Consider the following 26327-nt stretch of genomic DNA (forward strand, 5'->3'; position numbering starts at 1 on the left):
CGGGAACGGAGACGACCGTGCCGAGAAACCTCGAGGTCCTCGTGACCGCGGTCGCCATCGACCTGATGGCCGTCACTGCGGCGACCTCGGCGCAGGTGAGTGAACGCGTGCTGGGCGACCTCGTCTCGTATTTCGACGTCGATGCGAGCTTTTTGCGGCACCACGACCACCGCGTGCACGCTTCCGAACTGGTCGCCGAATGGCCGCCGCGCACCTCCCCCGGGGGGCCCGATCCGCTCAAGGTCGTCTACTTCTCCGACGCCGACCCGGTGTTCGCGCAGACCGAGCATCTCGACGAACCGGCGATCCTGCGGCCGGCGCCCGCGGATGCGACAGGTCCCCGCGGGGCGGCCACGGTCGCCGAGATCCCCTTGCGATCCGGTGACGTCACGACCGGCGTGCTGGGCTTCGTCAAGTTCGGCGGCCGCGTCTGGGAGCAGGACGAACTGAACGCGCTCACCGCCATCGCATCGCTGTTCGCCCAGGTGCAGGCCAGGATCGCCGCCGAGGAACGGCTGCGCTACCTCGCCGACCACGACGACCTGACCGGTCTGCACAACCGCCGTGCGCTGCTCCGACACCTCGACGACCGGCTCGCGGCGGGCCGCCCCGGTCCGGTGGCGGTGCTCTTCTTCGATCTCGACCGGCTCAAGGCGGTCAACGACTATCTCGGCCACATCGCCGGCGACTGGTTCATCCGGGTCCTCGCCGAGCGCCTGCAGCAGGGTGACGAGAAGAAGTTCATCGCCCGCCTCGGCGGTGACGAGTTCGTCGTCGTTCCGGCTGCGCCGATGACCGCCGATGACGCGGAGACACTCGCGCACAGACTGCAGGCCGTTCTGCGCGAACGGGTTTCGATCGACGGCGAGTTGTTGACCCGCACGATCAGCATCGGTGTCGCCGTCGGCATGCCCGGCCGCGACACGACCTCGGATCTGCTGAGCCGGGCAGACCAGGCGGTGTTGAGCGCCAAAGGAGAAGGCGGCAACAGCATCTCGGTCTTCAGTGAACAGATGTCGCAGGAGATCACCCTGCGCAACGACATCGAGTTGCATCTCCAGAGCGTCATCGACAGCGGGGCCCTGGTTCTGCACTACCTGCCCGAGGTGGACATCCGAACCGGTGAGATCCTCGCCACCGAGGCTCTCGTCCGCTGGCAGCATCCCACCCGCGGGCTGCTCTCCCCCGACCGGTTCATCGGGGTGGCGGAGTCCATCAACCTCGCCGGCGAACTGGGCCGGTGGGTGCTACGCAACGCCTGCGCTGAGTTCGCCCGCTGGCGCGCAGCCGGGGTGGGAGACCGGATCGTGTTGCGCGTCAACGTGTCTCCGGTGCAGCTCGTCACGGAGGGTTTCGTCGAGTCCGTGGCGGACGTGATGGCCGATTTCGGGCTGGAACGCGGGTCGGTATGTCTGGAGATCACCGAGAGCGTCGTCGTCCAGGACATCGACACCACACGGGTCACCCTGGCAGGGCTCAAGGAGGCCGGGGTCCAGGTGGCGATCGACGACTTCGGGACGGGCTACAGCGTGTTGTCGCTGCTGAAATCGCTTCCCGTGGACACCCTGAAGATCGACAAGAGCTTCGTTCGGGATCTCGGCGTCAACGCCGGTGACCTCGCGATCGTCCGGGCCATCATCGCGCTCGCGGCGGCGTTCGGGCTCGAGCTGGTGGCCGAGGGAGTCGAAACCGAGATCGCCGCACAGACCCTGTTGAACCACGGGTGCCACCGCGCCCAGGGTTTCCTGCTGTCCCGTCCGGTGCCCGGCGAACAGATGGAACGGCTACTGGCCGAAGGGCGGGTGCCCGTTCATTTCTCGTGACCGGCGGGGTTCGGCGCGGTTGCGCCGCGACTCCCGCATCGCCTTCGGAAGCCGGCGATTGCTACTCGAACAGGTCGCGGCGGGCGGGGCCGCGGGCGGGGCGGCCGCGAGCAGTTCGACCCGCGCGAACCGGCTGCCGATCTCGCTGACCAGCGCCACCTCGGCCTCATCGTCACCACGCACATATTCGGCGACGCCGTGCGCGACGCGCGGCGCGAGGGTGATTCCGTGGCGGGAACGCACGGCGTACGGACCGGCCGCGGTCTCGAGCACCGCATCGACGACGACGCCTTCCTCGAACACGAGCCGCTGCAGGCGGGCATCCGACTCGATGTCGATGTCGCGGACGCGGGCCTGCTCCTCGAGCCATGTGGCCAGCGGCACCGGCCCACCCGCGGCGGGCAGTGCGATCCTGCCGACCGTCTTGACCTGAACGGGACGGTTGTCAAGGGTCCGCATGGTGGTGGTGCGCCAGTCGGTGACCCTGGTGTGCAGGAGCCCGTACGGCGAAAGCAGGCACTGCTCGGTCCACGTCTTCAGCCGGGCGCCGTAGAACGGTGCGGCCCTGCGCCGCTCGGCCGCCGTCAACGGTCGGACCGGGCGCACCGGCACATCGGCCATCGCCTGCGGCGAGGTGGCGAGGCCGTCGGTCAGCGCCGCGAAGTAGGCGACGGTGTCCTCGTCCTCCACCCGGTCGGTGGGCCAGCCCGAGTCGTCAACGGGTGAGATCGCGACGAGCACCTCGACCTCGGCGTCGGCCGCCACCACAGCGCTGGCGAGCGCACCGATGACGCCACCCACGCACAGCACGTCGACTTCGTGATCCCACATATGCGTTAAACACCTCGCCGTTGCTCGGGTACGTTCCGCCGGATGGTCGGGCGGTCGGTCGGGACACCTCGCACAGCTGGAAGGTGGGTTGCCACGGCCTGTGCAGGGATTCGAGGGGGTTTGCCAGAACAGGCCGTGGCAACCGGATGAAGGTACCATCGCAGCGTACGGAGGGAAAGCGCAGGTACCTGAGCCGTTCCGAGGCCCGCGCGGTCGCATCTGCGGTCCGCGGACGCTGGTTGCGAGATACTTGCAGTCATCACTACCCGAACGTTACATACCTTTTGGCCGTTTCGCACCCGTGCGGATAACCTGAAGTATGACATTCGCCGCCCGCAGGGGGCGGCGTCCTTCACCGCCAGTGCGCGGCTCGAGCGAAATCCGGGGGTGTGCGTGGCCGAGCAGGGAGACCGGAGAACCGACGCGACGCGTCAGCAGATTCTCCGGGCCGCCGCGCGACAGTTCGCGGTCAAGCCCTACGGTCTGGTGAATCTCGACGACATCCTCTCCGACGCCGCGGTCACCAAAGGCGCCATGTATCACCACTTCCGGTCGAAGTACGCGCTCGCCTCGGCGCTTGTCGACCAGTGGCTCGAATCGACTCTCCGCACCGTCGACGAGACGGTGGCACTGCGGCGTTCGGCGATGGAAACGCTGGTCGACGTCACCTTCGGCACCGCTGTGGACGACATCGGCGAGCACGTCACGCGCGCGGGACTGAATCTGCTGGAGTCCGTCGGGCGTACCGACGGCCTGCGTCGGCGGGCGTTGGACACATCCCGCGCCGCGCTCGTCCCGCTCGCACGCAGGGCGGTGGAGGAAGGTGACGCCGCCGATCACACGCCCCCCGAGGACGTCGCCCGCCTGCTGGTCTTCCTCTACCTGGGCGTCCGCCAGGCCAGCGACCTCGACGACGCCGCCGCGTTCCTGGGTGACCTGGAAAGAGCGTGGGCGCTGGTGCTGCCCGGGCTCGCGGTCACCGAGCGGCTCGGGTATCTGCGGACATTCGTCCGCAGGCGCAGCGCCTTGGCGATCAAGAAGGCACGACCGTTGTCCACCGATACCCTGTGACCGCGGGCCGCGTCACATGGCGACGGTCTCGGTGCGGAGGTGGGTGACAGCACATGATTCGCCAAGCACGATCCGAGGCGACCAGGCGCAGGATCATCGAGGCGGCTGTCGACCTGTTCAGTGAACGGGGTTATCCCGGAACAGGACTCGGCGACATCATCGAGCGTGCCCAGATGACCAAGGGTGCGCTGTACTACCACTTCGACTCGAAGGAAGCCCTTGCCGCGGAGATCGTCTCCGAGGGCAGCGCCCGGTTGCTGGCCACCTTCGACGCCATCAGTGAATCGTCGTCGCCCGCGCTGGAGAGCATCATCCACGGGACTTTCCTCGTCGTGGACCAGCTCGGCAGCGACAAGGTGGCCCGCGTCGGGATCGTGCTGATGCGCGTCTTCGCCGGGTTCAGTGAGTCCGCGGGAGGCACCTACAGCGGCTGGCTCTCGGCGATGGCCACGGATGTCGCCCGAGCCCGCGACGAGGGCGACGTCCGCGACGACGTCGACATCGTCGCGGTCGCCGAGACGTTCGTCGGCGCCTTCGTCGGCGGGAGCCTGCTCTCCGACGCCGCCTCGGGTGGGACGGATCTGCGCGCGCGCGTCACGCGCCTGTTCGGCCTTGTCCTGCCCGCAATCGTCACCGATGCGTCCCGGGAGTACTTCACCGAGTTCCTGGCGCGCGAGGCACGTCGGGGCCCCACCGGCGACTGACCCGGTTCACACCCCTTCCGCCCACAGCCGCTCGGTGAGATCGGTGAACGTCGCCAAGGCCACCGGATCGTCGCCGCGCACCAGCGCGGATTTGCTCATCCGGGCCCGGACGATCGACCCGTCACGGTGCACGAGTTCCACGACGAGGTCGGCGTGTGCCCGGACCGCCGTCACCGCGGAGTCCTCGGCGGGCAGGCGGTGGAAGATCTCGGTGAAATGCGCCGCGGTCACGTCCTCGGTCCGGTGACCCACCATGTCGGCGAAGGCGCCGTTCGCGAAGAGGATGGCGCCGTCCTCGGCGATGGCGAGGACCGGGACCGGGAACCGCTCGAGCAACACCAGCGCGGGCATGTCCCGTAGCAGCGACATCGGGGATCGATCGTCCTGGCCGTCTCGTCGCCGCTCCATCGGACGATTATCGCCCTCCCGCCGCCGGTCGACTTTCCGTGGGCCACGTGACCATCACTTGACTAACTAGGTTTACTCTGTGAGGACGCACACTGCAGACGGGGGTGACCCATGGACTTGACCTGGTCGGATCACGATCTGGCGTTTCGCGACGAAGTGCGCGCGTTCCTCGCCGAGAAACTGACCCCGGACATCCAGCGGGCGGGACGGCTGATGACCAGCGTCTACGCCGACCACGACGCCAGCATGGCGTGGCAGAAGATTCTGCATGAGCGGGGCTGGGCGGCACCGGCATGGCCGGTCGAGTACGGCGGCTGCGACTGGAGCCTCACCCAGCACTACATCTTCAGCCGGGAGTCCACACTGGCCGGGGCTCCGTCCCTGTCCCCCATGGGGATCCGGATGGTCGCGCACGCGATCATCAAATTCGGCACCCCCGAGCAGAAGGACTACTTCCTCCCCCGCATCCTCACCGGCGAGGTGTTCTTCTGCCAGGGCTACTCCGAACCGGAGGCCGGCTCCGACCTCGCCGCACTGACCATGGCGGCCGTCGACGACGGCGACGACCTGGTGTGCACGGGCAGCAAGATCTGGACGACCCATGCCGCGGAGGCGAATTGGATGTTCGCCCTGGTGCGGACCACCCGCGCACCGAAGAAGCAGCAGGGCATCACGTTCGTCCTGATCGACATGACGACCCCCGGTATCGAGATCCGGCCGCTGGTGATGACCTCGGGTGAGGAAGTCCAGAACCAGGTCTTCTTCGACGAGGTCCGCGTACCCAAGAGCAACGTCATCGGCGAGATCGACGACGGTTGGACCGTCGCCAAGTACCTACTGGAATTCGAACGCGGCGGCGGGTCCTCCGCACCCGCCCTGCAGGTGCTGGCCGAGGAGATCGCCACCGTCGCAGCCGATCAGCCGGGGCCCGACGGTGGCCGGCTCATCGACGACGCGAGGTTCGCCCAGCGACTGGCCGACGCGCGGATCCGCACCGACGTCCTCGAGATCCTGGAGTACCGGGTGCTCGCCACGGTCGCGGCGGGCGGGAACCCCGGGTCGGCGTCGTCGATGCTCAAGGTGCTCGGCACCGAACTGAGCCAGGACCTGACGGAGCTGGCGATGGCGGCCGCCGGTCCACGGTCGCGGGTGTATCAGCCGCATGCGACCTGTCCCGGCGGGCCGGTGGCCGAGTACGAACCGCCGGCCGACGGTTACGTGAGCGGCGAACCGTGGCAGGCGGTGGCGCCCCTGCGCTACTTCAACGACCGCGCCGGCTCGATCTACGCCGGCAGCAACGAAATTCAACGCAACATCCTGGCCAAGGCAGCATTGGGGCTCTGATGGACTTCTCGCTCACCAAAGAACAAGAACTGCTGCGCGACGGGTTGACGAAGTTCCTGTCCACCCGTTACGAACTCGAAAAGAGCCGGGCCGCAGCCAAAACCGGCGCGGGATGGCAGCCGGACATCTGGCGTGGCTTCGCCGAGGAGCTCGGCATCCTCGGCGCCACGCTGCCCGAGGACGCCGGCGGCATCGGCGGCGGTGCGGTCGAGGCGATGGTCATCGCCGAAGCGCTGGGCCACGCCCTGGTGGTGGAACCGTTCGTCGACACCGTGGTGGTGGCCGGCGGTCTGCTGCAGCGCGCCGGCGGCGAGACCGCAAGCGCCGTCCTCGAGAAGATCGTCGAGGGCACCGCGCTGGTCGCGCTCGCCGCGACCGAGGCCACCTCGGGGGACAACTGGCGCGATGTGTCCACCACCGCCGAGAAGGACGGCGCGGACTGGGTGCTGCGCGGCGAGAAGGTCGTGGTCACGAGCGCGCCCCTGGCCGGCCACCTGCTGGTCACGGCGCGTACGTCGGGTGGCCGGGATGACGAGGAGGGCATCTCGCTCTTCCTGGTCGACCTCTCAGCGGTGCAGGGCGGCCTCACGATGCACGCCTACCGCACGATCGACGACCGTCGCGCCGCCGACATCACATTCGACGGTGTGCGGATCCCCGGCGAGGCGCTGCTCGGCGAGGAGGGTCGGGCCTGGCCGTCGATCGCCCGGGCCCGCGACGAAGGGGCGGCGGCCGTCTGCGCAGAGGCCGTCGGCGCGATGCGCAGGGTGCTCGCCGACACCGTCGAGTACTGCAAACAACGCCATCAGTTCGGCACTCCCATCGGCAGCTTCCAGGTGCTCCAACACCGGATGGTCGACATGCACATGGAGGTCGAGAAGTCCGTCGCGGCGACCTATCTGGCGGTGCTCAACCTGGAATCCGACGAAATGGTGCGTGCGCGGGCGGTGTCGGCGGCCAAGGCCACCATCGGCCGTGCGGCGCGGTTCGTCGGCCAGAACGCCGTCCAACTGCACGGCGGTATGGGGATGACCGAGGAGCTCGCGATCGGTCACTACTTCAAACGGCTCACCGCACTGCAGTACGAGTTCGGCTCCACCGACCACCACGTCAGCCGGTACGCACAGCTGACGCGTCCCTGACCCGCCGGACCGGGGTGTCCGGCGAAACGTCCTGATGTGCGGCGGGCATCTCACAAAGACTGTGGCTCAACCACTTCGAGGATGCGGTCACACCGGTCGCGGGCGGCGGCGATGAGTGCGGCGTTCGAGAAGTCGACCGTCTCGACCCAGTCCTGCGCCTCGGCGTCACCGCGCCCCCCGGCGACGTGTCGGGCGAGGAGCCGCGCGCGGCGAACAGCGGGCTCAGTGTCGAGGTAGTAGAGCCGGTCGAGCAACGCCGGAACACCCTCCCAGAGGCCGAGATAGTTGCCTTCGGTGACCACCAGACGGGCGTCCGCGGGCACCACCCGGCCCGCCGCCACCGGCTCCTCGAGGGTGCGGTCGAAATCGGGGACGTAGACATCCCGGATACCGTGGTCGGCCGCGATGCGGGTCAGCGCCGCGACGTAACCGTCCACGTCGAAGGTGTCCGGTGCGCCCTTGCGGGAACGCCGTCCCAGCCGGTCCAGTTGGGCGTTCGACAGGTGGAAGCCGTCCATCGGGACATAGCTCGCCACCGCTGCCGCGCGCTCGACGATCCGCCGCGCGAACGTGGACTTCCCCGTACCGGGTGGGCCGGTGATCCCGACGATCACCCGCCCCGGCCCACTGTCGAGCAGTGCCCGAGACTCGTCGACGACCAGGCGCAACGCCTCGTCAGCGGTCACACTCTCCGGCGACGAGTCCACCCCTGCGACTATAGGAGGCCGCACTTGTGCGGCGCGCTACTGCTGACCTCCGCGGTCTCCGCCGTACGGATACTGCTGTCCGCCAGGCATACCCGTGTGCCGGCCACCGGACGGATCGTCGTATCCGGTGGGCTGTCCGCTTGTATACGGACCGGTCGGCGGACCCGTCGGCGATGTCCGTCCGCCCGGGTCGTTCGGGTACTGGGGTGCACTCGGGTACCGGGGGTCGGACTGGTACTGCGGCTCGTTGGAGTACCGGGGCGCGCCTTCGGTGTATCCGTACTGCCCGGCGCCCTGTTGCCCCCCGCCCGGTGAATAGCCCGGTTGCGGCGACCCAGCAGTGGCCGGGAGCACCGTCGTTTCCCGGTCCCGGCTGTTGAGGTGTTCGCGCATGTTGCGTCCCTCGCTCTCGGCCCGGGACAGATAGTCCTCCCAGCGTTGTTGCATCGGCTTGATCAGACCGCCACCGACGCCGACGACGAGGATGCCGCCGATCGTCCCGAGGATGGCGATCAGCACCGGCAGCGTCACGGTCAGCGCGATGCCGACCTGGTTCAGCGCCGCGATGGCACCGAGACCGAGGATGGCGATGCTGGCGATGTTGGCCAGCATCCGGCCGTAGGAAAGGCCGCTCAACGCGTTGGACACGATGTCGCGGACCGCCGCGGCGATAGCCGCCGCGACCACGATGATGATCACCGCGACCAGCAGCCTCGGCAGGAAGGCGATGACCCCGGCGATCAACTCGCTGATCGGGTTCGGGCCGAAGACGCCGAAGGCCAGTTGCAGCACGATCAGCAGGAGCGCGTAGTAGATGATCTTGCTGACGATGGTCGAGGCGTCGTAGTCGCTGCGCGCCAGCGCCTTCTTGACGCCGCCGCGCTCGACGGCCCGGTCGAATCCGACTTTCTCGAGGATCTTGTCGATGGCCTTGGCGATCAGCTTCGCCAGGATCCACCCGATGATCAGGATGACGAGGAACGCCACCAGTTTCGGCGCGAAGTTCGCGACCGACCTCCACATATCTCGTAGGGCGTCTTCCATCGCTTCAACTCCGTAATCCAGGGCTCCCCGCGGCCGTTGATGGTGTGATTCGGCGGTACCCCCGTGACGCCTGAATAAACACGAGCGTCAATTCAAAGGCGGACCGTTCGCCCGGAGGTGGGACGGACCCTTGCATTCACAACTACCCTCTGAGCCATGGGGCCTCCTTCCGCACCGCCGGGATGGGATCCGGATGCGCACACATCGAGTCCGCCGCGGACCCGTTCGAGGTCGAGAACGGCGGCGGTCATCGGTGCGGTCGTCTTGGCCGCCGCGATGCTCACGGGGGTGACCGCACTGCGTGATGCGGTCGGTCCGCAGAACCCGCAGCGTCCGCCCCTCGCCCGCAGTTCGGTCACGGCGACGCCCACCGTGCTCCAGGACGGGTGGGGCGTCCGGACGCCCACCCGCGCGGCGATCGAGGCGATGTGGGAGTGGGTGACCGCCTCCTCCGACACCCTGAAGACGGTCACCGAGGTGGCCCATCAGGTGCGTCCGCAGGTGCAGAACGCCCTGACCGCCCGCGACGTGGGCGACATCAGGTTCTACTGCAGCCAGATGATCGCCCCCATCACCGTCGAGATGTCCGCGATCGTCGACACCCCGGATCCCGATCTGACCAGGGCGATGCAGACCGTCGTCGTCAGCGCACACGACGTCGAGGCGCGCTGCGCGTCCCTTCGGGACCCGCCTGACCAGCCCTCGCTCGACGCCCTGCACGCCGCATTCGGCCGCGTGGCCTCCGACCTCGACGCGATGGTGCAGATCGTCGACCGGGACGCGACGATCATGCAGCGGGCGGGCCGCTGACTCAGCCGCCGACGTACTCGGCGAGATGCTCACCGGTGAGGGTCGCCCGGCTGGCCACGAGGTCTGCCGGAGGTCCCTCGAAGACGATCCGGCCCCCGTCGTGGCCGGCGCCGGGACCGAGGTCGATGATCCAGTCCGCGTGCGCCATCACCGCCTGGTGGTGCTCGATCACGATGACCGACTTGCCGGAGTCGACCAGCCGGTCGAGCAGCGCGAGCAGCTGCTCGACGTCGGCGAGGTGCAGACCCGAGGTCGGCTCGTCGAGTACGTAGACGTCCTTCTTGTCGGCACCGGTGTCCCCCAGCCGGGTGGCCAGCTTCAGGCGCTGCCGTTCGCCCCCGGAGAGTGTGGTGAGCGGCTGACCGAGGCTGAGGTATCCGAGCCCCACATCGGCGAGACGGTCGAGCACCTTGTGCGCGGCCGGGGTCCCGGCCTCGCCGTCCGCGAAGAAGCCGAGCGCGTCCGCCACCGACATCTCGAGCACGTCGGCGATGTTCCGGCCGCCGAGCGTGTACTCGAGGACCGATGCCTGGAACCGTCGTCCCTCGCATTCCTCGCACGGCGACTCCACGGCCGCCATGACGCCGAGTTCGGTGTAGATGACACCGGCGCCCTTGCAGGCCGGGCAGGCGCCTTCGGAGTTGGAACTGAACAGCGCCGGCTTCACGCCGTTGGCCTTGGCGAACGCCTTGCGGATGGGGTCGAGCAGGCCGGTATAGGTGGCGGGGTTGCTTCGCCGAGAACCGCGGATCGCGCCCTGATCGATCGAGACGACCTCGTCGCGGCCGGCCACCGAACCGTCGATGAGCGAGCTCTTCCCCGACCCCGCGACCCCGGTGAGCACCGTGAGGACACCGAGCGGGATGTCGACGTCGACGTCGCGCAGGTTGTTCGTCGTGGCACCGCGGATCTCCAGGGCGTCTTGTGCTTGGCGCACAGACTTCTTCAGGGCCGCCCGGTCGTCGAGGTGACGTCCGGTGAGCGTGCCGCTGCGACGGAGCTGGGCGACGGTGCCCTCGAAGACCACCTCGCCGCCGCCGGTACCCGCACCGGGTCCGAGGTCCACGACGCGGTCGGCGATGACGATCGTCTCGGGTTTGTGCTCGACGACGAGCACCGTGTTGCCCTTGTCCCGCAGTCGCAGCAGCAGCGTGTTCATCCGCTCGATGTCGTGGGGATGCAGGCCGATGGTGGGCTCGTCGAAGACGTAGGTGACGTCGGTGAGTGACGAGCCGAGGTGGCGGATCATCTTCGTGCGCTGAGCTTCTCCCCCGGACAGCGTGCCCGCGGGACGGTCCAGCGAGAGGTAGCCCAGGCCGATCTCGGTGAACGAATCCAGAAGGTGGCCCAAACCGTCCAGCAGCGGACGGACGGAGGCTTCGTCGAGCCCGCGGATCCACTCGGCGAGGTCGCTGATCTGCATCGCGCACACGTCGGCGATGCTGCAGCCCTTGATCTTCGACGACCGTGCCTGTTCGGTCAGGCGCGTGCCCTCGCACTCGGGGCAGGTCGCGAACGTCACCGCCCGTTCGACGAATACGCGGATGTGGGGTTGCATCGCGTCGACGTCCTTGGACAGGAACGATTTCTGGATCGTGGGGATCAGTCCGGCGTAGGTGAGGTTGACCCCGTCGACCTTGATCTTCGTGGCCTCGCGGTACAGAAGGTCGTTGAGTTCCTTCTTGGTGTACTTGCGGATCGGTTTGTCGGGGTCGAAATACCCACAGCCACGGAAGATTCGACCGTACCAACCCTCCATGCTGTAGCCGGGGATGGTCAGCGCGCCCTCGTTGAGGGATTTGGAGTCGTCGTAGAGCGCGGTGAGGTCGATGTCGGACACCGACCCGCGGCCCTCGCACCGTGGACACATCCCGCCGGTGATCGAGAACTCGCGCCTCTCCTTGACGGTCCTGCCGCCCTTGTCGAACGTCACCGCGCCGGCCCCGCTGACGGAGGCGACGTTGAACGAGAACGCCTGCGGTGAACCGATGTGCGGTTCACCGAGGCGGCTGAAGAGGATCCGCAGCATGGCATGGGCGTCGGTCGCCGTGCCGACCGTCGAGCGCGGGTTGGCGCCCATCCGTTCCTGGTCGACGATGATCGCCGTCGTCAGCCCTTCGAGGACGTCCACGTCCGGCCGCGACATCGACGGCATGAAACCCTGCAGGAACGCACTGTAGGTCTCGTTGATCAGACGTTGGGATTCCGCGGCGATGGTGCCGAACACCAACGAGCTCTTGCCCGATCCCGACACCCCGGTGAACACGGTCAGCCGCCGTTTCGGCAGTTCGACGTCGATGTTCTTGAGGTTGTTCTCCCGCGCGCCGACCACGCGGATGACGTCGTGGGTGTCGGCGGCGTGCTTACCCGTCTTTCCCGCCATGGTTCAGGGCAACTCCTGGATGCGGATCATGGTGCCCGCGGGGTCGCGGACAGCGCAGTCACGAACACCGTACGGCTGAACGGTCGGTTCCTGGACGATGTCGGCGTCGCGCGCCTGCAACCGCTCGAAGGCGGCGTCGAGGTCCTTGGTGGCGAGCACGATCATCGCGTACGTGCCCTTGGCCATCATCTCGGCGATGAGGCGGCGTTCGTCGTCGGTGACACCCGGGTCGACGGCCGGCGGGTGCAGGACGATCGAGGTGCCGGGCTGATTGGGTGGACCGACGGTGATCCAGCGCATCGTGCCGCCACCGACGTCGAGGCGGACCTCGAAGCCGAGGACGTCGCGGTAGAACGCGAGCGACTCTTCGGGGTTGTCGTGCGGAAGGAAGGTGTTGTGAATCGTGATGTCCATGGACTCACCGTAAATGGGGCGCAGCGGGCGGCGCTTCTTGATTCCTGACCGGTCGGGTGACCACTTTCGTCACGCAGGACGGGGGTTCGGCCGTCGCGTCGGCGAGCTGCTGCCGGTAGGTGCTGGGCGGCACCCCGACGAGTTCGGTGAAACGGGTGCTGAAGGTGCCCAGCGACGAACAACCCACGGCGAAGCAGACTTCGGTGACGCTCAGGTCGCCACGCCGGAGCAACGCCATCGCCCGCTCGATGCGCCGCGTCATGAGGTAGCTGTACGGCGACTCGCCGTAGGCCTGCTTGAACTGGCGGCTGAGGTGCCCGGGCGACATGTCGACACCGCGTGCGAGCGCTTCGACGTCGAGGGGTTTCGCGTAGTCGCGGTCCATCCGGTCGCGGACCTTGCGCAACCGTTTCAGGTCGTCGAGTCGGCGCTCATCGGGAGCCACCCGCGGATCCTACGACGGGCGGTCAGGGGCGGCGTCGCTGCCTGGGTCATCGTCGTCGGCGGAAGTCGTCGGGTGGTCGCCCCCCGATTCGGACTTCGGGTCGTTGCGCTTGTAGCCCGAGTCGATGACCGGCCGCAGACGCTTGTCGACCTCGTCGACGATGCGGCGGTCGACGCCCAACTGGCGCAACGGTTTCGTCAGGGGCAGATCCTTCGTCGGGACGAGGTACGAGGTGGTCCTACCGCCCTTGGTGTTCGTCGTCTCGGTGATGTTGTCTTCGGGTACGTCCGACAGGTCGACGCCGTAGTTCGGGTGGAGGTAGGCGACACCCATGACGGCGTTCGCGGTGGCGAGCAGGTTCAGGGGACGATCCGGGAAGTCGGCGATGCCGTCGTACTCGCGTGTGACATAGACGGTTTCGTAGGGGGTTTCGGCCGGCGGCGCCGGGCGGCTGAGCCCGATCCCGGGAACCCGGACACCTTCGGGCACCCAGTTGGCGACTCCACCGGACGGTCGGGCCGGGTCGCCGATGTAGACGAAACGCAATTCGTCGTCGGCCGGGCGCTGGTCTTCGGGCAACGCCATGATGCGCCGCTCCTGCTCGTGCAACACCAGGCTCCCCTGGGAGACGCCGACGAGGGACTTCGGCCCCTTCGTGGTGGCGACCGCTTCGCCGAGTCGCCCCGCGCCCACGGCGACCGATTCGTTCATCAGGATCGGCGAGGCCGGGTAGCCGACGCCGACGAGGGCGTCGTCGCGTCCCGCGTAGACGTCGTTCTGCAACCAGGTCATCTGTGACTGCGTCGGGGTGCCGGGCCAACCGGTGCCGCCCACGTACAAGGTGGTGTCAGCCGCAGCAGGCACAGCGGTCGTGATCGCTATCGAGGTGGCGGCGGTAGCAACCTTAAGGGCGCCTTTCATGGCGGCACTTTAACCGCCTTAAGGGTGGCCCCAGCAACCTATTCTTGCAGAGAAAAATACAGTTCAACGGAACTATTTGCAGCAGTAAAGAGAACTGGTTTCGTCTTTAAGGATGACCATATCGGGTCGGGTAGGCTCTCCCCTCGTGGTGCTGCATTTCATGTCGCGGGGCGAGATCGCCGAGTATCTCGGCGTCAGCCTGGCGACTGTGAAGGGCTACGTCGACTTCCCCGAACCCGATGTCACCGTCGGCCGCAATCAGGGGTGGGCAAAGGAGACCGTCGACCGATGGGTGGCCTCGCGGCGCCGCGCGAAGTGACCTAGCTCGGCCACTGCTCGACGATGCGGCCGTCGCACCGGAGCTGAACAGCGGTATGACGCTGATTGCCCACGGCCTGCAGCTTCTCGACGTAGGTCTGGCGGGCGTCGGCCTCGTCGGCGCCGTCGATGGTGGTGGACTGCAGATCCTCGTCCGAGGGATGCTCGATGCCCTCCTCGAAGGGGGCCACGACCACGACATCCCATCTCGCTGTCATGCGACCAGTATCCGCCATCGGCGTGCAGACCTGACCACCCAGCGCCTTCGGGACACCGATCTCGGGACCGTGGACTCCGATCATGCCGCGATCGTCTCGTGAGGATGCGCGAGTGACGACTGGAGGAGGCACTGCGGGACCATCTTCACGCGGACGGTCAGCAGCCGAGCGGCGAGACCTCGGAGTAGACCTGGCGGAACTTGCCGCTGCGGGGATTCAGCGCGGGTGGCTCGGCGGCCTTCTCGATCCTGACCGCGGTAGCTCCGTGGGCGGACAAGAAGGCAACCAGACGTTCTCTCAGCGCGTCCCATTCCGCCTGCTCGGTGTCGGGCTCCGCGACGCGCAGGCGCACTGTGAGCGTCGATGGGGCGCGCTGGATGAGTTGACACGCGGTGATTCCCGGGCTCTCCTCGGCCACTGTGGCGATGGCCAGCGGCAGGATCTGGACGCTCCCGCCTGCCCGTTTGGGAAAGACGAGAGTGTCATCCGTGCGGCCGATCACGTCCATCGCCGGAAACGGGCTCCCGCATCCGCACGGGTGCGGGTCGATCGCGACCCGGTCACTCATTTGGTACCGGATGAGCGGTTGGATTCTGTTGGCGAGGTTCGTGATCAGCACGCCGTCGGAGAACTGACCGGCCGGCACAGGGCGATTGCTCGCGTCGACGGGTTCGACGATGTACCAATCGGAGTTGACGTGAAGCCGCTGCGCGGCGCATTCGAACGTCAGGCCGACGGCTTCGGAGGATCCGTAGTAATTACTCACCCGACAACCGAAAGCCGCTCCGATCAGCCGGCGGTTCGCGGCGGACAACGTTTCTCCTGCGGCGCTGACCAGCATGGGTCGGATGTGCAACCGGCCGGCTTGCTGCTGGTGGGCCAGCGCCACCAGAGCGCTGGGATATCCGCTCAGCATCACGGGCCGGAAGGCGTTGAGCTCCGCCACCAGTTCGTCCATCGGGGCCATGGCCGAGAAGATCCGTTGCGTTCTGGCGCGCCACGGGATTCTACGAACGCGTCGGGCCATCATGGTGTTGCCGAGAAAATGCCCTCCCGTCACGAAGACCGCTGCCAGGTGGCCGCGCCCGCGCAACAGTTGCCACACTTTCCGCGGAGACAGCAGCACCGTCGGCAGCGATCGGGCGTATCCGACCGCGTTGTAGACGGCCAATGCGCTGTGATCGTGCAAGAGGATCGCGGGACTGCCCGTCGCCCCTGAAGTCGTACAGACCACATAGCGGCCCAGGAAGTCGCGCCCGACGTTGTCCGGATCGGCGAGGAAGGCATCGACTCCTGCTCGGGTCGCCGACGGGTCGGTCACCCATTCGTCGAAGTGGCTCATGAGCTCGGCCTTGGTGACCACCGGGAGTTGACCGACCGTGGAGACGTCCTCCGGTACACCGCGATAGATGCGGCGGTAGTGAGTGGAGCCCGCGCGTGCGTAGGCGACGATCTCGCGCAGGCGCTGCAACTGCCGCCGGGTGATGCCGGCCTGCCCTTCGCGAGCCGTTCGACACACGTCCCACACAACGCCGGCATAGGTCAACGAGTCCACGTCAGCCCCTCTCGGCTCAGCTCTGCGGCGAGGTCGTGCTCGAGTGCGGGCACGGCGAATCCGCGACGCCTCAACTCCCGGTCGAGCGCAGCGACGAACAGTCCCCCGCCGCTGCGGCGGCAACCCGGTACAGCCCGCTCGTTCATCACATCTCGGGTGAGGGGCGCCACCGGGCAGGCGACCAGCACCTTGCGCCACCAGTCTCGGCGTCACTGCGGATCACTCCCTAGGGACCGATGGCCCTAGCGGGCATGGCCGAGGTCATCGGTGATGCATGACATGGGGGTCCGGTACCGCATCGAACTTCGGTCGGGGACCTTGGGCACTAGCTCGACGCCCCGAGGTCTGGCTTGACTGCTTCGACAACGGTGTGGAGGAGGTAGGTCATGTCGACTGCGCTGCCGCCGAACGAGGCCGTCGTGACCGGTTCGGGGATCTCGGTCGGTCTGCAACTCGGCACCCAACCTCCGTTGAGCGCGACGCGCGCGTTTCTCTTCGGGGCACGGGTGATGGGACTGGACTCGGTGATGCTCATCGACCACTTCCAGAACCTCTTCCCCACTGCCATCTGGGACCGGGACTTCACCTGGCTCGCCGCGCAACGTCCCACCCCCCACGAGTTCTTCGACTATCAGGTGCTGATCGGATACCTCGCCTCGCGGGTCGGGAGGATGCGCCTCGGTGTCGGGGTCACCGAGCCGATCCGGCGCCACCCCGTGCTGATCGCCCAAGCGATGATGACGTTGTCGCACCTCACCAAACGGCCGCCGATCCTCGGTATCGGAGCCGGCGAACGGATGAACATCGACCCCTACGGACTCGACCCCGCGCAGCCGGTCGGCCGCCTGGAGGAAGCTCTGCAGATCATCCGGCTGTGCATGTCGACGTCCGGGCCGATCGATTTCTCCGGTGAGCACTTCCGTCTCGAGCAGGCAGTCATGGATCTCAAACCCGCGCCGGGTCGGGCACCGGAGATCTGGATTGCCGGACACGGTCCCCGCATGCTCGCGCTGACCGGTCGCTACGGCGACGGGTGGTATCCGACCGCGGTGGTCTCGCCGCGGGAATACGCGGACAAGCTCGCGACGGTACGAGCCGCGGCCGGCGATGCGGGGCGCGACCCTGCGTCCATCACGCCCGCGCTACACCGCTTCATGGTGGTGGCCCGCACCGAGGACGAGGCCCGGGCCATGCTCGAGACGAAGGCCATCCGGGCGCTGGGTCTCATGGCCCCCGCCGACCTGTGGCGCCGGGCGGGGACGGTGCACCCGTTCGGGGAGCACTTCAACGCGCTGGTCGATTTCATTCCGGGCGACTACGACCGTGCCACGTTGGACGAGGCGATCGCCGCCGTGCCGGACGACCTCATCGCCGAGGGACCCCTGGTGTGGGGAACCCCCGAGCAGGTCGTCGCCAGGCTGCGGGCATTCGGCGCGGTGGGCATGCGGAACGTGATACTCGCCCCCGTCTCCGGTCTGGTCTCCAAACGCGCCGCGCTCTACGGACTCTGGGCCACTGGCCGGATCGCACGCTCGCTTCATGCCAGCGCGGCATCAGGCGAAGGCAGTGTCCGGCAAGGCCGACGGTCGGTGTGAGTGGCAGTCCTTCAAGCTGTGATGGTTCACTATCGGCCGCTTGGGCCGTCGCGGTTCGGGCATCCACTTCACATGACACCGCCAAAGCTGACCGACGACGCCAAGAGGATGTTGTCGAAGCCCAACCCCGCCGTCATCAGCACCGTCCGGCGCGACGGCCAACCGGTATCGGCCGCGACCTGGTACCTGCTGCGCGACGACGGCCGCGTGCTGGTCAACATGGACGTCGCCCGAAAACGTCTCGAGCACATGCGCAAGGAGCCGCGCGTGTCGCTCACGGTCATCGATGACACCGATTGGTACACCCACCTCACCCTCATCGGGCGCGTCACCGAGATGTACGACGACGACGGCCTCACCGACATCGACGCGCTGTCGCGGCACTATCAGGGCAAGCAGTACCCCGATCGGGAGCGGCCGCGTATCAGCGCGCTGATCGAGGTCGACCGGGTGCACGGTTGGGGCGCGCAGAAGAACAACGATCAGCCGAGCGGCCGCGGTTGAATGTCAGGCGGCCGGCCTCCATCACACGTAGGCGACGTGCACCCGGTGGATACGTCCCTCGAACGGGAAAGGAGCGCGTTCGCGGTAGTCCAGGGATACCGGCGACCCCAGGCAGGTCCCGATGTCCAGGCAGTCGTTCGCGGTGAACAGCAGCGGAGCGCTGACCGGCACCCGTGCGCCGGCGACCTTCTCGTCGCCGACGCGCATCTCGATGTCGAGCGGGCCGGCCGGCCGCTGTTCGGCGTAGCGGGTCTCGACGGTGATGGTGACGCGGCCCGCCGGGAGCTTCGCCGCCGAGCGGATCTTCGTGCGCATCAAGATGAAGAGGTTGTATTCGTAGCAGAGGTGACCTCCGTCGAGATAGCAGGTCAGTCCGCCGGCGGCGGCACCGAGCGCGTACAGCACACCGTTCGCGTTCTCGGGCAACTCGGCGTCGATGGTCACGACGTTGTCCCTGTTTCCCAGGGCCGGAGCGCAGAACTCGGGCATCCGCACGGTGTCGCCCGAGAACTCCCACTCCCGGTACGGCGGCGCGATGCGCAATTCAGGGTGGTAGACCGGCACCCACAGGCCACCACCGACGGGCAGTACCGAGTTCCGCGCGGCTTCGATGGCGAACATCTCGCGCATCTGGGTCAGTTTCTCGGGGTGTTCCGCGGCGAGATCGCGGGCCTGCGACCAGTCCTCGTCGAGGAGGTAGAGCTCCCACGTGTCGTCGTCCGGGGTCCAGGTGTCGATCCCCTGGGGCTGGCCGGGCACCCACGGAAGCCGCGGTCCGCGCGCGGAGGCCAGCCACCCGTCGTGATAGATGGCCCGGCTGCCCATGATCTCGAAGTACTGGGTCTTCTTTCCTCCGTCGGCAGATCTGTCGACGAGGGTGCGGGCAAAACTCGCCCCGGCCAGCGGTATCTGCGGCTCGCCGTTGACGATGCGCGGCGGCTGGATGCCGAGGATGTCGTAGATGGTGGGCACCACGTCGTTGCAGTGCAGGAAGACCTCGCGCGGTGCGGCGTCGGGCACGATCTTGCCGGGCCACCTGACCGCCAACGGATTACGGGTGCCGCCGAGGTGGGAGGCCAGCAGTTTCATGCCCTTGTACGGCGTGCTGCCCGCCCAGGCCCACGCGGCGTGGTACTGGTTGTCCACCAGCGGTGAGCCCAGCACATCCAGGCCACCGAGCTCGTCGAGGGCGTCGATGTGTTGCCGCACCGTCGTGGGAATCCCGTTCTGCGCCAACAGTTCGGCGATCGTGCCGTTCTGCCCTTCACCCGACGAGCCGTTGTCACCCCAGATGTAGAAGAACAGGGTGTTGTCGCCGTAGCCGAGATCGTCGAGTTCGTCGACGAGTCGGCCGACCTGGACGTCGACGTGCTCGGCGTAACCCGCGGCGACCTCCATCAGACGGCGTTGGAAGGGCTTCTCGTCCTCGGGGATGCTGTCCCAGGAGGCCCGCGTTTCGTCCCGCTCGGTGAGTTCGCAGTCCTGCGGAATCCACCCCTTGTCCTTGGCCCGCTCGAACGCCCGTTGCCGATAGGCGTCCCAGCCGTCGTCGAACCGGCCCGCATACCTGTCCGCCCACTCCTTCATGACGTGGTGCGGGCCGTGCAGGCAGCCGCTGGCCCAGTACATGAAGAACGGTTTGTCGGCACGGAAGGCCTTGTGCCGCCGCAGCCAACCGATCGCGTCGTCGGCGAGATCCTCGGACAGGTGATAACCCTCTTCGGGGGTCCTGGGCGGCGCCACCACCGTGGTGTTGCGCACGAGGTGCGGTTCGTACTGGGAGGCTTCGCCGGCCAGGAACCCGTAGAAGTACTCGAATCCCAGTCCGGTGGGCCAGTTGTCGAACGGGCCCGCGGCCGTCGTCTCCTCGGCGGGGGTGTTGTGCCACTTGCCGAAGGCCGAGGTGGCGTATCCGTACTGTTTGAGGACTTCCGCCAGCGTCGCGCTGCTGCGGGGGATCTTGCCCGCGTATCCGTCCCAGTCGTTGGCCAACTCCGCGATCTGACCGTTGCCGATCTCGTGGTGATTGCGTCCGGTCAGCAGCGACGCGCGGGTCGGCGAACACATCGCCGTGGTGTGGAACCGGTTGTAGGACACGCCCTCGGCACAGATGCGGTCCAGGGTCGACGTGCGGACCTCGCCACCGAAGGTGGATGGCAGACCCGGCCCGGCGTCGTCGATCAGGACGATCACGATGTTGGGCGCGCCGCCGTGCAGACGCGGCGGGGTCACCCGCTGCGCGTACGTGGATTCCTGCAGCGTGCGGCCCGCGACACTCGCGGAGGGCACCGTCGCGAAGGGCAGCGTCTCACCGCCGGGCAGTTTCGGGGACACGATCTCATCTGCACCCACGACCGATCCGTCCTCTCGGAGGTTTACCTGCCTGGTAACCCTAGGGTGACGGTGGGCACTTCTTTCGCGGTTTGACCCGAGCAGGGCGACGAGAAAACCCGCCCCGGCCGACGGCCGGAGCGGGTTTCTTTGGGTGGAGCTAAGGGGACTCGAACCCCTGACCCCCACACTGCCAGTGTGGTGCGCTACCAGCTGCGCCATAGCCCCGTAAGTCGTGCCCACCGAAGTTACACCACGAGGGGTGGCCGCTCAAAATCGCTGGTCACGGCACTTCGCCACCGGCCTCCGGTCCCAGCGGTCGGGCACCGGTGTGCTCGGTGGACGAGCGGGGCCTGGTCTCGGGCGCGAAGATCCAGCCCACCGCCGCCACACCGAGGATGACACCGCTGATCAGGAACGCCCACCCGAACGAGGTGTACTGGGCGATCAGGCCGACCAGCAGCGAACCGCCGATCGAGCCGAAGTCGGCCATCATCTGGAAGGTCGCGACCGCGGTCCCGCCCCGCGACTTGTTGCCCACCACGTCGGCCACCGCGGCCTGCTGCGGTGAGACGAACACCCCGGTGGCCGCGCCGGCCACGTAGGCGGCGGCCAGGAACACCGGCATCGACGTCGTGAAACCCACCAGCGCGGTCGACACCGCCGCCAACGCCAGCCCGAAGATCAGCAGTTTGCGCCGGCCGAGACGGTCCGACAGGTACCCGCTGGGTATGACGACAGAAATGTTGCCGACCGCAAACGCCGTGAGCGCCAGACCGGCCGCGCCGGGCCCGCGGCCCAGCACCTCCACGACGAACAGCGGCACCAGCGCGATCCGCAGGCCGAACGACGCCCACCCCGTCGCGAAATTGGAGAACAGCGCCGCCTGGTAGGCCCGGTGCCGGATCACCGCCCGGAACGGCACCGGAGTTTCGACCGCTTCGTCGGCCCGGCCGACCACGGCGGAGTTGCGCAGGCTGATGAACACCACCGCCGCGGCCACCAACAGCGCCGCCCCATAGATGACGAACGGCGCCGACAACCCCAGCCCGGCGGTGAGACTTCCGAGTATCGGACCGCCCACCGAGCCGATCATGAAGCCCGACGAGAACAGCCCCGCGACGCGGCCCCGCGCATCGGGGGGCGAGATCCGGATCATCAGCCCCAGCGACGAGACGGTGAACATCGCGGACCCGACGCCGCCCAGCGATCGGAACAGCAGGAGTTGCCAATAGGTTTCGGCGAATGCGCACGCCGCGGTCGACAACGCCACGATGATCAGGCCACTGACGTAGACCCGCCGCTCCCCCAGCCGCTGAACGAACAGCCCGGCCGCCGGCGCCCCGACCAGGCGCATCACCGCGAAGGCGGTGATGACGAACGTCGCCGCGCTGATACTGACCCCGAAGTGCCGGGCGTACTGCGGCAGCACCGGGGCCACCACGCCGTAGCCGAGCGCGACGACGACGTTGGCGACGACGAGCACCCAGACTTCGCGGGGCAACCGCTGCTTCGTCGTTTTCGCCGGACAGTCGCCCTCCGTCCGTGAACTCACGCGATGACCGACCTCATGAGATGACCGCCGCCACCACTTCGCGGGCGGCCTCCTGCACCTCGGCGAGGTGCTCGGGCCCCTTGAAGGACTCCGCGTAGATCTTGTACACGTCCTCGGTGCCCGACGGGCGCGCGGCGAACCATGCGTTCTCGGTGGTCACCTTCAGCCCGCCCAGCGGCGCGTTGTTACCCGGCGCGGCCGTCAGTTTCGCGGTGATCGGCTCGCCGGCCAGCTCGGTGGCGGTGACCTGCTCGGGTGAGAGTTTGGCCAGCCGCGCCTTCTGCTCGCGGTCGGCCGGCGCATCGATGCGCGCATAGGTCGGCGCGCCGTACTTCTCGGCGAGCTCGCCGTACCGCTGCGACGGCGTCGACCCCGTCACCGCGAGGATCTCCGAGGCCAGCAGCGCCAGGATGATGCCGTCCTTGTCCGTCGTCCACACGGTGCCGTCGGTGCGCAGGAACGACGCCCCCGCGCTCTCCTCACCGCCGAATCCGATTGTCCCGCCGATCAGCCCGTCGACGAACCACTTGAACCCGACCGGCACCTCCCGCAGGGTGCGGCCCAGACCCTCGACCACGCGGTCGATGATCGACGAGCTCACGGCGGTCTTGCCCACCGCCGTCGCCGACGGCCAGTCGGGCCGGTGGGTGAACAGATAGTCGATCGCCACCGCGAGGTAGTGGTTGGGGTTCATCAGCCCGCCGTCGGGGGTGACGATGCCGTGCCGGTCGGAGTCGGCGTCGTTACCGGTGGCGATCTGATAGTCGCCGATCTTTCCGATCAGGGAGGCCATCGCATTCGGCGAACTGCAGTCCATGCGGATCTTGCCGTCCCCGTCGAGGGTCATGAACCGCCACGTCGCGTCCACCAGTGGGTTGACCACGGTGAGGTCGAGATCGTGGCGTTCTGCGATCGCGCCCCAGTAGTCGACGCTGGCGCCGCCGAGGGGATCGGCGCCGATGCGCACCCCCTCGGCGCGGATCGCGTGCAGGTTGACCACGTTGGGCAGGTCCGCGATGTAGGCATCGAGGTAGTCGTGGCGCTGCGCGGTCTGCAGGGCCCGCGCGAGCGGCACCCGCTTCACGTCGCGCAGCCCGTTGCGCAGGATCTCGTTCGCCCGTCTGGCGATCGCGCCGGTGGCGTCGGTGTCGGCGGGCCCGCCGTTGGGCGGGTTGTACTTGAAGCCCCCGTCGCGCGGCGGATTGTGACTCGGGGTGACGACGATGCCGTCGGCGAGATCGGCCTCCCGGCCCCGGTTGAAGGCCAGGATGGCGTGGCTGACCGCGGGGGTCGGCGTGTAGCGGCCGGCCGAATCGACCATCGCCACAACATCATTGGCGGCCAACACCTCGAGCGCCGAGGTCCACGCCGGTTCCGAGAGCGCGTGGGTGTCGCGGCCGATGAACAGCGGGCCGGTCGTGCCCTGCGCCGCGCGGTACTCGACGATCGCCTGCGTGGTCGCCAGGATGTGCGCTTCGTTGAACGCCGCGTCCAGGCTCGAACCGCGGTGCCCGGACGTGCCGAACGTCACCTGCTGGGCGACGTCCTCCGGATCGGGCTGCACGGCGTAGTAGGCCGTCACGACCTGCGCGACGTCGATGAGGTCTTCGGGTTGCGCCGGCTGCCCGGCGCGGGGGTTGGCCGCCATGGTCCTGATTCTGCCCTTTCGGTGACGTGGCGCTGTCCGACGGCTGGAGGTATTCCCGCCATACTCTCCGTCATGCCCCGTTTCGACGGTCGGGAACTGGCCGCGGTCTTCGTCGGCGGCGCGCTGGGCACGCTGGCGCGGGCGGGGTTGGAGGAACTCGCCGCACCGGACCCGGGCCGGTGGCCGTGGCCGACGTTCACCGTCAACATCGTGGGCGCATTCCTGCTCGGCTACTTCACCACGAGGCTGCTCGAACGGCTGCCGGTGTCGAGCTACCGCCGCCCGCTTCTGGGCACCGGACTGTGCGGCGGTCTGACGACATTCTCGACGATGCAGGTCGAGACGGTCCGGATGCTCGAGCGCGGCCACGTCGGGCTCGCGGTCGGTTACACCGCCGCCAGCCTGGCCGCCGGGCTCGCTGCGGTCGTCATCGCCACCGCGCTGGTCAGACGTGCGCGGATCCGCCGATGATCGTGTGGGCGGGGGTGATGTTCCTCGGCGGGGCCGGGGCGGTGTGCCGCTTTCTGCTGGACCGCCGCGTCACGTCGGCGGTGGGACGACCGTTCCCGTTCGGCACACTGGCGGTCAACGTCAGCGGGGCGTTCCTCCTGGGCTTCCTCGGCGGGCTGGCGCTGAGCCCGCATCTCGCACTGTTGATGGGCACGGCGTTCATCGGGTCCTACACGACCTTCTCGACCTGGATGCTGGAGACCCAACGCCTCGCCGAGGAGCGCCGTGGGTGGCCGGCCGCCGCGAACGTTGTCGGCAGCGTCGTTGCGGGTCTGGCCGCCGCGGCGGCGGGGCTGTGGCTCGGGAGCCTGCTGTGAACGACGATCTGACGAAGTTGACGGCCTACTTCGGGGAGCGACAGCGCAGCGGTGACCGGTTCACCGCCGACGCGCTGCTCGACCTGTACGGTTCCGCGTCGGTGGCGACCAGCATCGTGATCCGCGGGATCGCGGGGTTCGGGCCACGGCATGAGCTGCGAAGCGACGTCACGCTCACCGGGTCCGAGGATCCGCCCATCGCGGTAGTCGCGGTCGACAGTTCCGCGAAGATGCGCGAGTTGGCTTCGCGGACAGTCGATTTCGTCTCCCGCGGCCTGGTCACGCGGGAGTCCGTGCGGTCGGCGGACGGACCGATGCCGAGCGGACCGCTGACCCGGTTGACGGTCTATGTCCGTCGGGGGCAGCGCATCTCGGGGGTGCTCGCCTACGTGGCCGTCTGCGACGTGTTGCGCCGTCACGGATTCCACTCCGCGACCGCCTACCTCGGGGTGGACGGCACCGCGGACGGACAGCGACGACGCGCCACGTTCTTCAGCCGCAACCTCGAGGTGCCGGCGATGGTCGTGGGGATGGGGCCGACCGCGAGGGCCGTCGAGGCGATCGACGTCCTGCGCGCCACACCGGGTCTGCAGATGCTGACCGTCGAGGCCGTGAACACATGCGTGCTCGCCGGCCGGCCGGTCGCACCGCCACCCGACACCACAGGTCACCACATGCACCGGAAGCTGACCGTGCAGACGTCCGCCTCGGCGATGCACGACGGCATCCCGGTACATCGCGAGCTGATCTCCCGGCTGCGCGACCTGCACTCGAGCGCCGGGGCCACTGTGTTCCGCGGGGTGTGGGGATTTCAGGGCGGCGAGGCGGCGCTGTCGGACAGCCTGCTGCGCGTCGGGCGCCGGGTTCCGGTCACCACGGTCGTGGTCGACACCCCGGAGCGCATCACGGCCGGCGTGCAGGTGGCCGAGGAGGTCACCGCGCGGCACGGTGTGGTCACCGTCGAATCGGTGCCGGGAGCGGTGTGGATCGACGGCGGGGTCCGCCGCGGCGCGCTGTGACGTAGGTGTCGTCGACGGCGCGCAACGCCGGCGGTGACTAAGAGCCGGCGGTCGGGGGCGCGTCCTGCGGGGTACGCGGCAGCGCGTAGAGCGCCATCCGGCGGTTCGTCATATCGTGTTCGCCGAGGAATGCGCACCCACCGGCCTCACACACCCGCCGGGCGGCGGTGTTGCGGTGGTCGGGATCGAACATGATGCGCCGACACCGCGGTTCGGCCTCGAACAGGCTCGCCACCACCCGCGGCAGCAGCGACGGCGCCAGACCCCGGTTGACGAAGTCGAGGTCGGCGATCGCCACGTGTATGCCGATGTCGTACGGGTCGGCGGCATACCGGGGCGCGATCGAATCCTTGGCCGCGCGGTAGAGCTCGAGGTAGGCGATGTCGGCGCCGTCGATGCTGCCGATCAGCGGGCGCGAGTACTCACCGTCGATCTGGGCCTGCAGATGGCGGCGCCACCGCTGCGGGGGCCACGGATACTCCCACGCCTCGACGAGGTGGGGCCGGTTCATCCACTCCGAGATCATCTCCGCGTCGGCGTCCGCGTCGGCGGGACGCAGGGCGAAAGGTTCAGCGAGCACCGGCAGCGGCGGCGCGGGCACCGCACGCACCTCGTCGGAGACAGTGGTCAATTCCCGCGGCAGGACCGGCTTGAGCGCCTCATCGATCTCGGTCATTTGAGCGATGAGCCTACCCGACCAACTGAGGGTA

At 68.2% G+C, this 26327-nt stretch carries 27 protein-coding genes and 1 tRNA gene; 12 read left to right on the forward strand and 16 right to left on the reverse strand.

The window, feature by feature from the left end:
- The first annotated feature begins 17 nt into the window (after positions 1 to 17).
- Positions 18 to 1823, forward strand: a complete 1806-nt coding sequence (locus G6N49_RS14630; RefSeq protein WP_083045193.1) for a putative bifunctional diguanylate cyclase/phosphodiesterase — start codon at positions 18 to 20, stop codon at positions 1821 to 1823.
- Here G6N49_RS14630 and G6N49_RS14635 read toward each other — a convergent pair.
- Positions 1785 to 2654: an FAD-dependent oxidoreductase gene (locus G6N49_RS14635; protein ID WP_083045175.1), complete on the reverse strand. Its 870-nt coding sequence runs from the start codon at positions 2652 to 2654 to the stop codon at positions 1785 to 1787. The two genes, G6N49_RS14630 and G6N49_RS14635, sit on opposite strands and share 39 nt — an antisense overlap.
- Before the next feature lie 393 nt (positions 2655 to 3047).
- Between G6N49_RS14635 and G6N49_RS14640 the strand changes: the two genes are divergently transcribed.
- Both G6N49_RS14640 and G6N49_RS14645 read left to right on the forward strand, forming a co-directional pair.
- Positions 3048 to 3725: a TetR family transcriptional regulator gene (locus G6N49_RS14640; protein ID WP_064915753.1), complete on the forward strand. Its 678-nt coding sequence runs from the start codon at positions 3048 to 3050 to the stop codon at positions 3723 to 3725.
- A 53-nt stretch (positions 3726 to 3778) separates the two neighbouring features.
- Complete coding sequence (locus G6N49_RS14645) at positions 3779 to 4429, forward strand: ScbR family autoregulator-binding transcription factor (protein ID WP_064871811.1); 651 nt, start codon at positions 3779 to 3781, stop codon at positions 4427 to 4429.
- Between the two features lie 6 nt (positions 4430 to 4435).
- Here G6N49_RS14645 and G6N49_RS14650 read toward each other — a convergent pair whose 3' ends face one another.
- Positions 4436 to 4798, reverse strand: coding sequence for a PAS domain S-box protein (locus G6N49_RS14650; protein WP_179967843.1), 363 nt, complete (start codon positions 4796 to 4798; stop codon positions 4436 to 4438).
- A gap of 150 nt (positions 4799 to 4948) precedes the next feature.
- On the opposite strand from G6N49_RS14650, the gene G6N49_RS14655 reads away from it, so the two are divergent.
- Together G6N49_RS14655 and G6N49_RS14660 are read left to right on the forward strand one after the other, a co-directional pair.
- Entirely contained in the window at positions 4949 to 6181 is a 1233-nt protein-coding gene (locus G6N49_RS14655; RefSeq protein WP_064915755.1) for an acyl-CoA dehydrogenase family protein, read from the forward strand.
- Complete coding sequence (locus G6N49_RS14660; protein WP_083045176.1) at positions 6181 to 7323, forward strand: acyl-CoA dehydrogenase family protein; 1143 nt, start codon at positions 6181 to 6183, stop codon at positions 7321 to 7323. Before G6N49_RS14655 ends, G6N49_RS14660 begins: the two co-directional genes overlap by 1 nt.
- Positions 7324 to 7373: 50 nt before the next feature.
- On the opposite strand, the gene G6N49_RS14665 is transcribed toward G6N49_RS14660, so the two are convergent.
- Both G6N49_RS14665 and G6N49_RS14670 read right to left on the reverse strand, forming a co-directional pair.
- Positions 7374 to 8054: a nucleoside/nucleotide kinase family protein gene (locus tag G6N49_RS14665; RefSeq protein ID WP_064915757.1), complete on the reverse strand. Its 681-nt coding sequence runs from the start codon at positions 8052 to 8054 to the stop codon at positions 7374 to 7376.
- Positions 8055 to 8066: 12 nt separating this feature from the next.
- Positions 8067 to 9053, reverse strand: coding sequence for a mechanosensitive ion channel family protein (locus G6N49_RS14670; protein ID WP_234789162.1), 987 nt, complete (start codon positions 9051 to 9053; stop codon positions 8067 to 8069).
- 177 nt (positions 9054 to 9230) lie between these two features.
- Here G6N49_RS14670 and G6N49_RS14675 point away from each other — a divergent pair, with 177 nt between their 5' ends.
- Positions 9231 to 9884, forward strand: a complete 654-nt coding sequence (locus G6N49_RS14675; RefSeq protein ID WP_064915759.1) for a hypothetical protein — start codon at positions 9231 to 9233, stop codon at positions 9882 to 9884.
- 1 nt (position 9885) lies between these two features.
- On the opposite strand, the gene G6N49_RS14680 is transcribed toward G6N49_RS14675, so the two are convergent.
- From G6N49_RS14680 to G6N49_RS14695, 4 genes are all read right to left on the reverse strand, one after another.
- A complete protein-coding gene (locus G6N49_RS14680) occupies positions 9886 to 12267 on the reverse strand; it encodes an ATP-binding cassette domain-containing protein (RefSeq protein ID WP_083045177.1) in 2382 nt (793 codons plus the stop codon).
- Positions 12268 to 12270: 3 nt separating this feature from the next.
- Positions 12271 to 12681 (reverse strand): VOC family protein, encoded by a 411-nt coding sequence (locus tag G6N49_RS14685; protein WP_064915761.1) that lies wholly within the window; start codon positions 12679 to 12681, stop codon positions 12271 to 12273.
- A 4-nt stretch (positions 12682 to 12685) separates the two neighbouring features.
- The gene (locus G6N49_RS14690; RefSeq protein WP_407665056.1) at positions 12686 to 13066 is read right to left on the reverse strand and encodes a helix-turn-helix transcriptional regulator; all 381 of its coding nucleotides are present in this window, start codon (positions 13064 to 13066) and stop codon (positions 12686 to 12688) included.
- A gap of 69 nt (positions 13067 to 13135) precedes the next feature.
- Positions 13136 to 13918 carry a PE-PPE domain-containing protein gene (locus tag G6N49_RS14695; RefSeq protein ID WP_235679518.1) on the reverse strand — a complete coding sequence of 261 codons (783 nt, stop codon included), beginning with the start codon at positions 13916 to 13918 and terminating at the stop codon, positions 13136 to 13138.
- 274 nt (positions 13919 to 14192) lie between these two features.
- Between G6N49_RS14695 and G6N49_RS14700 the strand changes: the two genes are divergently transcribed.
- A complete protein-coding gene (locus tag G6N49_RS14700) occupies positions 14193 to 14366 on the forward strand; it encodes a helix-turn-helix transcriptional regulator (RefSeq protein ID WP_234786923.1) in 174 nt (57 codons plus the stop codon).
- Position 14367: 1 nt separating this feature from the next.
- Here the strand turns inward: G6N49_RS14700 and G6N49_RS14705 are convergent, their stop codons facing one another.
- The 3 genes from G6N49_RS14705 to G6N49_RS14715 form a co-directional block, all read right to left on the reverse strand.
- The gene (locus tag G6N49_RS14705; protein WP_235679519.1) at positions 14368 to 14667 is read right to left on the reverse strand and encodes a hypothetical protein; all 300 of its coding nucleotides are present in this window, start codon (positions 14665 to 14667) and stop codon (positions 14368 to 14370) included.
- Positions 14668 to 14740: 73 nt separating this feature from the next.
- Positions 14741 to 16138 (reverse strand): phenylacetate--CoA ligase family protein, encoded by a 1398-nt coding sequence (locus G6N49_RS14710; protein ID WP_083045180.1) that lies wholly within the window; start codon positions 16136 to 16138, stop codon positions 14741 to 14743.
- Entirely contained in the window at positions 16126 to 16284 is a 159-nt protein-coding gene (locus G6N49_RS14715) for a hypothetical protein (RefSeq protein WP_163647415.1), read from the reverse strand. The genes G6N49_RS14710 and G6N49_RS14715 overlap by 13 nt, the downstream gene beginning before the upstream one ends.
- Positions 16285 to 16524: 240 nt before the next feature.
- Between G6N49_RS14715 and G6N49_RS14720 the strand changes: the two genes are divergently transcribed.
- Entirely contained in the window at positions 16525 to 17733 is a 1209-nt protein-coding gene (locus G6N49_RS14720) for an LLM class flavin-dependent oxidoreductase (RefSeq protein ID WP_083045181.1), read from the forward strand.
- Between the two features lie 72 nt (positions 17734 to 17805).
- The gene (locus tag G6N49_RS14725) at positions 17806 to 18237 is read left to right on the forward strand and encodes a TIGR03618 family F420-dependent PPOX class oxidoreductase (protein ID WP_083045182.1); all 432 of its coding nucleotides are present in this window, start codon (positions 17806 to 17808) and stop codon (positions 18235 to 18237) included.
- Positions 18238 to 18258: 21 nt separating this feature from the next.
- Here G6N49_RS14725 and G6N49_RS14730 read toward each other — a convergent pair whose 3' ends face one another.
- The 4 genes from G6N49_RS14730 to pgm all read right to left on the reverse strand — a co-directional run bounded on the left by G6N49_RS14730 (position 18259) and on the right by pgm (position 23771).
- Entirely contained in the window at positions 18259 to 20589 is a 2331-nt protein-coding gene (locus G6N49_RS14730) for an arylsulfatase (protein WP_235679520.1), read from the reverse strand.
- A gap of 134 nt (positions 20590 to 20723) precedes the next feature.
- Positions 20724 to 20796 (reverse strand) — tRNA-Ala (locus G6N49_RS14735).
- A gap of 55 nt (positions 20797 to 20851) precedes the next feature.
- A complete protein-coding gene (locus G6N49_RS14740; protein WP_083045183.1) occupies positions 20852 to 22123 on the reverse strand; it encodes an MFS transporter in 1272 nt (423 codons plus the stop codon).
- A gap of 13 nt (positions 22124 to 22136) precedes the next feature.
- The gene (gene pgm, locus G6N49_RS14745; protein ID WP_083045184.1) at positions 22137 to 23771 is read right to left on the reverse strand and encodes a phosphoglucomutase (alpha-D-glucose-1,6-bisphosphate-dependent); all 1635 of its coding nucleotides are present in this window, start codon (positions 23769 to 23771) and stop codon (positions 22137 to 22139) included.
- A gap of 72 nt (positions 23772 to 23843) precedes the next feature.
- Between pgm and crcB (G6N49_RS14750) the strand changes: the two genes are divergently transcribed.
- Genes crcB (G6N49_RS14750) through G6N49_RS14760 form a run of 3 tightly spaced genes read left to right on the forward strand, consistent with a single transcriptional unit; the run spans position 23844 to position 25617 of the window.
- Positions 23844 to 24242 carry a fluoride efflux transporter CrcB gene (gene crcB, locus G6N49_RS14750; protein WP_083045185.1) on the forward strand — a complete coding sequence of 133 codons (399 nt, stop codon included), beginning with the start codon at positions 23844 to 23846 and terminating at the stop codon, positions 24240 to 24242.
- Complete coding sequence (crcB, locus tag G6N49_RS14755; protein WP_083045186.1) at positions 24239 to 24598, forward strand: fluoride efflux transporter CrcB; 360 nt, start codon at positions 24239 to 24241, stop codon at positions 24596 to 24598. The genes crcB (G6N49_RS14750) and crcB (G6N49_RS14755) overlap by 4 nt, the downstream gene beginning before the upstream one ends.
- Positions 24595 to 25617 carry a DUF190 domain-containing protein gene (locus G6N49_RS14760; protein ID WP_083045187.1) on the forward strand — a complete coding sequence of 341 codons (1023 nt, stop codon included), beginning with the start codon at positions 24595 to 24597 and terminating at the stop codon, positions 25615 to 25617. The genes crcB (G6N49_RS14755) and G6N49_RS14760 overlap by 4 nt, the downstream gene beginning before the upstream one ends.
- 37 nt (positions 25618 to 25654) lie before the next feature.
- On the opposite strand, the gene G6N49_RS14765 is transcribed toward G6N49_RS14760, so the two are convergent.
- On the reverse strand, positions 25655 to 26293 hold the full coding sequence (locus tag G6N49_RS14765; protein ID WP_083045188.1) for a GNAT family N-acetyltransferase: 639 nt from the start codon (positions 26291 to 26293) through the stop codon (positions 25655 to 25657).
- Positions 26294 to 26327 lie beyond the last annotated feature (34 nt).

The organism is Mycolicibacterium monacense, assembly GCF_010731575.1.
GTDB classification, from domain to species: Bacteria; Actinomycetota; Actinomycetes; order Mycobacteriales; family Mycobacteriaceae; genus Mycobacterium; species Mycobacterium monacense.